The organism is Pseudomonas sp. (assembly GCF_036387035.1).
Taxonomy (GTDB): domain Bacteria; phylum Pseudomonadota; class Gammaproteobacteria; order Pseudomonadales; family Pseudomonadaceae; genus Aquipseudomonas.
In genome coordinates, this window is sequence record NZ_DASVUM010000240.1 from 1 (window position 1) to 6,655 (window position 6,655).

Here is a 6,655-nt window from a genome sequence, read left to right on the forward strand (position 1 = left end):
GATGCTGGCCTGCACGTCGATGGCCGGGTAATGACCGCGCTCGGCCAGTTTGCGCGACAGCACGATGTGGCCGTCGAGCAGCGAACGCACCTCGTCGGCGACCGGATCATTCATCGAATCCTGTTCGATCAGCACGGTGTAGAGCGCGGTGATCGAGCCGGTTTCGCTCATGCCGGCTCGCTCGACCAAGCGCGGCAGCAGGGTGTAGACCGATGGCGGCAAGCCGCCGCGCCCGAGGGGTTCTCCGGCGGCAATGCCGATCTCGCGCTGGGCCCGGGCGAAACGGGTCAGGGAGTCGAGAAGCAACAACACCTTCAGGCCGCGCTCACGGAAGGCCTCGGCGATGGCGGTGGCGGTAAACGCTGCGCGGGCGCGTTCCATGCTGGAGCGGTCGGACGTGGCGCACACCAGCACCGACCGCGCGCGCAGCGTGGCGTCCAGTTCGTGGTCGAGAAACTCGCGCAGCTCGCGACCCCGCTCGCCGATCAGGCCGAAGACGATCACATCGCAGTCCATGTTGCGCGCCAGTTCGGCCATCAGCGTGGTCTTGCCGCAACCGGCGCCGGCGAACAGCCCGACGCGCTGGCCTTCGCCGAGCAGAATCGCGCTGTCGATGGCGCGCACGCCGGTGGGCAGGGCGTTGCTGATGCGCGGCCGCTGGGTTGGCGGCAAGGCGTCGGCAATCACCGGCAGGGTGACGCGTCGATCACCGGGGCCGGCGAACGCGCCTTCGGCGTCACCCAGCAACGGCCGGCCGAACCCGTCGAGTACGCTGCCCAGCAGGCTGTCATCCACGCCGATGCGATGGGCCATGCCCAGCGGCCGGATGTGCGCGCCGACCTGAATGCCGTCCGGCGTGCCCAGCGCACTGAGTAAGGTGCAGTCGCGAGTGAAGCCGACGATTTCCGCCAGCATCGTGCTGCCATCAGACTTGCTGACTTCACACAGGTCGCCGACCTTGGCCGCGGGAATCTGGCACTCCAGCAAAATGCCGCTGACGGCGCTGACGCGGCCACTGACCCTGACGGCAGAAAAGCTCTTCAGGCGCTGACGGTGGGCAGACTTCCACTGATCCAGGGCCGCGTTCACCAGCTCACCTCGTAGTGACGGTCGCCGTCGAACTGAATGCGGTTGTCGTCGATGCGCGTCAGACGCAGCCCGCCCAGCTCGTCGCCGACGTACAGCCGCCGACCGTCCGCCGTTACCAAGTGCGCGTGGGGGCCGGACATGATTTGCACGATGGTGAAGGGCAGGCCGCTGCCGCTGGCGCTGACGTTGTCGATCAACGCGACCGGCGTGTCGTAGCGGTCCTTGAAGCGCTGCAGCATGCGCTGGTACACCAGCTGCGATTCGGGCTTGAGGTTGCCACTCAACGCCAGCCCTTCCGGCGTCTGCTCCACACTGACGTCGCCAAGCAGGCGTTCGCTGAGCATGGTCTTGAGCTGGCGCTTGACGTCGTCGACGCTGACCAGCCGGATGCGCTTGCTGGCAGGCGTTTCGGCTGGCCTGATCTGCGCGCTCTTGGTGCCGCCGTGCTGCTCGTTTGGGTTGGCAAGCTGCTGCGCCGGCGCACTGAGCGCCATTTGCTGCGAGGCAGGCGCGGCGCTGCGGCTCAGGCTCCAGGCGCTGCCGGCAATGCCGAGCAAGACGCCGATGACCACGCCCGTGGTGCGGTTGAAAAAGCGCGAGCGCGATTCAACCTTTTCCAGCGGTGCGCTGGCTGGCGCTTCCGTCTGCGACGCCTGCTCTGAACGCGCCTGGGGAATCACGGCCGGCAGCGAAGGCCAGGGATCTTGCGCCGGGGACACGCACAACCAGACCGAACCCAGCACAAAGGTGGTGTTGGGCGTGAGCAGGGTGCTGGCGTGAAGATGCCCTTCTTCGTCGGCAATGCGGCCCCCGGCGGCGTTGAGCAACCAGTGTTCGCCCTGACGTTGCAGGCGACAGTGCTGCTGTTCGACGCCGGGGTCATGCAGGGCCAGGTCCTGATCGGCGTCAGCGCCAATGCCCCATTGCTCACCCACCAGCGGCAGCGCGGCGCCCTGGTGCAGGCCGGTCAATACGCGTAATTCAAACATGTGACGCTCTCCAGGCACTCAAGCGGCGTACTCGTTATCCAGCGCGTGCGGATCGTCTTCGTCATCGCTGTCAAAGTCGTCTTCCAGGTCAAAGCGTCCCAGCACTTTCACCTGCGCCGCATTGCTGATCTCAGCGAAAGACAGCACCGGCACGTGATAGAACTCATCCTGCAACAGCGTGCGCAAAGGGCTGCGCAAGTCCTGTGCGACCAGCAGCACGGCCCGATGGGCGCTGCGCAGCGGGAAAGCGATGTGCAGTTGCTGCACCAGCAACTGGCTGGTTTCGTTGTCCAGCGCAAAGAAGGTTTCGGTCTGGGTCTGGCGCAAGCCGTCGCGCAGAATCCCTTCGCTCTCCGGCGTCAACACCCAGACCAGCAAGCCCTCCGGACCGCAGTACTGGTGGTAGATCTGCGATTTCAGGGCGATGCGCACGTAGTCGGCGAGCACCGTGACTTCGCGCTCATGCTGGCCGTGCTCGATGAGGGTTTCAGCGATGACCCGGATCGCCCGCAGCGGCACGCATTCCGACGCCAGGCGTTGCAGCACCGCCGAGAAGCGCGCCAGCGGCAATACGCGCTGCATTTCCTGGGCGAGCTCCGGTTGCTCCGATTCGAGCCAGCCGAGAATCGCCTTGGTTTCCTGCAGGCCAATGAACTGCGGCCCGCACGACTGCAGCGCGCGCTCCATGCGCTCGATGATCAGCGTCGTCGCGTCGATGCGCTCCAGGTGTTCGGCCTGCAATTGCGGCGCATCGGTCGGCAGCCACAGCCACTGACCTTCCTCGCGTTCAAGGCTGCCGTACACCGCCGATTCCGGCGAGTCCTGCACCGAGCGCGCGTCCACGGCGACGTGGGTCTGGCACAGCGTGGCCCTGAGCAGCGGCACTTCATAAACCGAAAAGCGAAACTCGTCCGGCGGCAATTGCTCGTTGGTTTCGATGATGAATGAGGGCAGGGTCAGGCCGTACTGCACCACCAGACGGTTGCGCCGCTGACGGATTTCACTGACCAGCGCTTCGATCTGCGCGGGGTTCTGGCTGGGGTGAAAGTGCAGCACGAACTGGCGGCTGGGGGAGAAGGTGCGCAGGTCTTCGCGACCGTTCAGTTCCGGCGCCACCACCACGGCCTGGGCCTGCTCGGTCTGGGGTTTGGCGCGATGGAGCTGGAGCAGGCCGCCGACGCCGCAGATGATCGAGATGACCACGAACACCGCGGTTGGCATGCCCGGCAACGCCGCGAACCCGAGCATCGCCACCGCCGCGATGATCCAGGCCTTGGGCTGGCTGGTGATCTGTTCCGCAATCTCCCGGCCGATGTTGGCCTCGACGCCGTTTTCGCCACTGGGCACGCGGGTGATGATCATGCCGCAGGTGACCGAAATCAGCAGCGCCGGAATCTGCGCGATCAGGCCGTCACCAATGGTCAGCACGGTGTACACCTGCAAGGCGTCGCCGGCGGTCATGTTGTGCTGCACCACGCCGATGGCGATACCGCCGATCATGTTGATGGCGACGATGATCAGGCTGGCGATGGCGTCGCCGTTCACGAACTTCATGGCCCCGTCCATGGCGCCGAACAGCTGACTTTCCATGCCCAGTTCGGCCCGTCGTTTACGCGCTTCATGGACGCTGATCAGGTTGGCGCGCAGGTCGCTGTCGATCGACATTTGCTTGCCCGGCATCGCGTCGAGGGTAAACCGCGCGCCGACCTCCGCCACCCGTTCCGACCCCTTGGTGATGACCAGAAAGTTCACCACCGTGAGGATCAGGAAGATCACCATGCCCACCGCCAGGTTGCCGCCGACGACAAACTGGCCGAACGCTTCGACGATGTGCCCGGCGTCCTGGTTGAGCAGGATCAGCCGCGTGGTGGAAATCGACAGCGCCAGCCGAAACATCGTGGTCAGCAGCAACACGGCGGGGAAGGTCGAAAACGCCAATGGGCGCGGCAGGTGCATCGCCAGCATGATCAACAGGCAGGAGATGCAGATGTTGATGGCGATCAGCACGTCCACCAGGCCAGTGGGCAGCGGCGTGATCATCATGAAAACGATGGCGATGACTACGAACGCACCGACGATTTCCGAGCGGCGCATGGCGGCAAGCGCGATCTGATTGAGCAGGTTAATCACACGATCCATCAGGCGAGGCCCCCCTGGAGCTGGTTTTGTTCCTGCCGAGTCAGTTCGGCCATGAGAATGAGCAGGTTGCTCAAGGCGCTCTGGCGGATCTTCATGTCGCGCCAGAGCAGAATCGGCAGCTGGTGCAGCATCGGCCGCAGCCCGTTGAGAAATGCCAGCTGATGCTTGAGCTTGGTGCCGCCGATGTGTTGGGTCAGCTGCAGGGTTTCGCCCAGGCTCATGCCCTTGCCTGACAGCGCCAGCAGGTGCTTCAAAAAGGCCGAGGAATCCACTTGCAGCCCCGGGTTCTTGTTGCGCATGCGGCCCAGCAGATGCTCGCAGCTGCGCAGCAGGGTGGTGACGTGACGCGCAGTGTTGAGGCCGTGCATCAGGGTGCGCAGTTGCTGCGGCGAAGTGGACGGCCTGAGCGACGAAAGATCGTCGGCGAGGGCGCTGCGCATGTCCCTCAGGTTGAGCTCGAACTCGCCGGGTTCCTGCTGCTCGTTGATCAGCGCGTCGATCAGCCCGGTGATGTTCTGCTGGCCGGCGACGGCCACGCTGTAAAGGTTGCGCAGGGCGCCACGCCGCTTGGTGTTCAACGAAGGGCGGGCGAATGCCTTGGCGCTGTTGATGCCGGCGCGTGTGCGCTTGCCGTACTGGCGGCGCAAAAGCTTGAGCTGCTGAGTCAGCACAACGTGCTCGCCCATTTGCCCCTCCGCCTGGGCCTGCTTTCTCGCCGCTTGCAGCATCACGTGGGCCTTGGCCGGATCGTCCTCGGTAAAGCTCAGGATCTGCGCCAGGCTGGTGGCGCTCTGCTTTTGCAGCTGCTTGCGCAGGTTGCGCGCGGCATCGTCCAGGCCCTTGTCCTGACTCCCGATCAACTGTTGATACAGCTCGCCCAGCTTCACGGCCCGCGACTGCAGCGCGTTGCCGCTGGCGATCAGCTCGCGCTGACTCAGGCTCTTGCTTTGCTGAACCAATGCCGAGGCGAACCGCGCGACTTGCTGCGGCGACGTGCCGTTGGGATTCGGCGGTGCGCTGTGCAATGACGCAGGCGTGCTCGCCTGCGGTTTTGCCGGCGCCAGTGCAAAGGTTTGCAAAGCCGTTATGACGGGGAGCGCGATTTTCATAGGTCGAGTCTGGGCGTGGTCATGGGCTCTGAGTGGAGCGTGCCGGCAAAGCGGTTCCATCTATTTGCCCGACGGCGGGCCTGTGCCAAATCCTGTTCTGGAAAGAGTGTGTTCGCGCAAAAAATTGCACAGCGCTTTTCTGGTCCGAATGATTAATCGTTATTAATCAGTGAGATAAAAGGTTCGTGTGGCTGGCACGCATATCGCTATAGGGCTATTACACTCAAAACAAGGAAGAGCCCTGATGTTGTCCACTCTTGCGATCCTCGATATTGACGTCCCGGCACGCCGCCCAGCCGCTGGAATTCGGCACCTGACCAGTGACCAGATCAAGATGATTCGCGGCTTTATTCAGAAGCGCGTCATGAACCCGGAAGATGTCGATGACATCCTGCAAAGCACCTTCCTGGAAGCCTTGCGCAGCGAGCACAAGTTTCAGCACGCCAGCAAACCCCAGACCTGGCTGTGCGGCATCGCGCTGAACCTGATCCGCAACCATTTCCGCAAGATGTACCGTCAGCCCTATCAGGAAAGCTGGGAAGACCACACCCATTCCGAGCCTGACAGCCATGGCGATATCGGCCATCAGGTCGACGGCCATCGTCAGTTGGCGCGGGTCGTCAGGGCCATTGGCACGCTGCCGTCGAACATGCAGCGGGTGATTGAAGTGTCGCTGGAAATGGACGGCAATTATCAGGAAACCGCGTCGTCCCTCGGCGTGCCGATCGGCACCGTGCGTTCACGTTTGTCTCGAGCCCGGGAGCAGCTCAAGCGCCAGATGGACCCGTTCGCCTGAGCACCACCTTTGTGGGACCGGCTTTAGCCGGGAAGGCGTCATGCGTCACGCCGCGGGCTTGAGGGTGTCCACACAGGCCTCTTCCCGGCTGAAGCCGGTCCCACTAGAAAGCATTGAGTGCATCCAGTGGGATTGGCTGCACGCGACCCATGTAGGACTGGCTTTAGCCGGGAAGGCGTCGGGCGTCACGCCGCCGAATTGAGGGTGTTCACACGGACCTCTTCCCGGCTGAAGCCGGTCCCACTAAACAGCATCGCGTGCATTCAGCGGGATTGGCTGCACGCGACCCTTGTGGGACCGGCTTTAGCCGGGAAGGCGTCGGGCGTCACGCCGCCGAATTGAGGGTGTACACACAGGCCTCTTCCCGGCTGAAGCCGGTCCCACTAAAAAGCATTGCGTGTATTCAGCAGCGGGATTGGCTGGACGCGACCCATGTGGGACCGGCTTTAGCCGGGAAGGCGTCGGGCGTCACGCCGCAGGATTGAGGGTGTTCACAAGGGCCTCTTCACGGCTGAAGCCGGTCCTACCAAAAA

General features: G+C 63.8%; 5 protein-coding genes. 1 reads left to right on the forward strand and 4 read right to left on the reverse strand.

From position 1 onward, the window contains the following. The 4 genes from VF672_RS21640 to sctW form a co-directional block, all read right to left on the reverse strand. Positions 1-1,089, reverse strand: a 1,089-nt coding sequence (locus VF672_RS21640) for a FliI/YscN family ATPase (protein WP_331106707.1), incomplete at its 3' end; no start/stop codon positions are given. After that, complete coding sequence (sctD, locus tag VF672_RS21645) at positions 1,086-2,078, reverse strand: type III secretion system inner membrane ring subunit SctD (protein WP_331106709.1); 993 nt, start codon at positions 2,076-2,078, stop codon at positions 1,086-1,088. The genes sctD and VF672_RS21640, both read right to left, overlap by 4 nt. An 18-nt stretch (positions 2,079-2,096) precedes the next feature. After that, on the reverse strand, positions 2,097-4,217 hold the full coding sequence (sctV, locus tag VF672_RS21650) for a type III secretion system export apparatus subunit SctV (RefSeq protein WP_331106711.1): 2,121 nt from the start codon (positions 4,215-4,217) through the stop codon (positions 2,097-2,099). After that, positions 4,217-5,326: a type III secretion system gatekeeper subunit SctW gene (gene sctW / locus VF672_RS21655; protein ID WP_331106713.1), complete on the reverse strand. Its 1,110-nt coding sequence runs from the start codon at positions 5,324-5,326 to the stop codon at positions 4,217-4,219. The genes sctV and sctW overlap by 1 nt, the downstream gene beginning before the upstream one ends. Positions 5,327-5,570: 244 nt before the next feature. Here sctW and VF672_RS21660 point away from each other — a divergent pair, with 244 nt between their 5' ends. Next, positions 5,571-6,122, forward strand: a complete 552-nt coding sequence (locus VF672_RS21660; RefSeq protein ID WP_331106715.1) for an RNA polymerase sigma factor — start codon at positions 5,571-5,573, stop codon at positions 6,120-6,122. Positions 6,123-6,655: the final 533 nt, after the last annotated feature.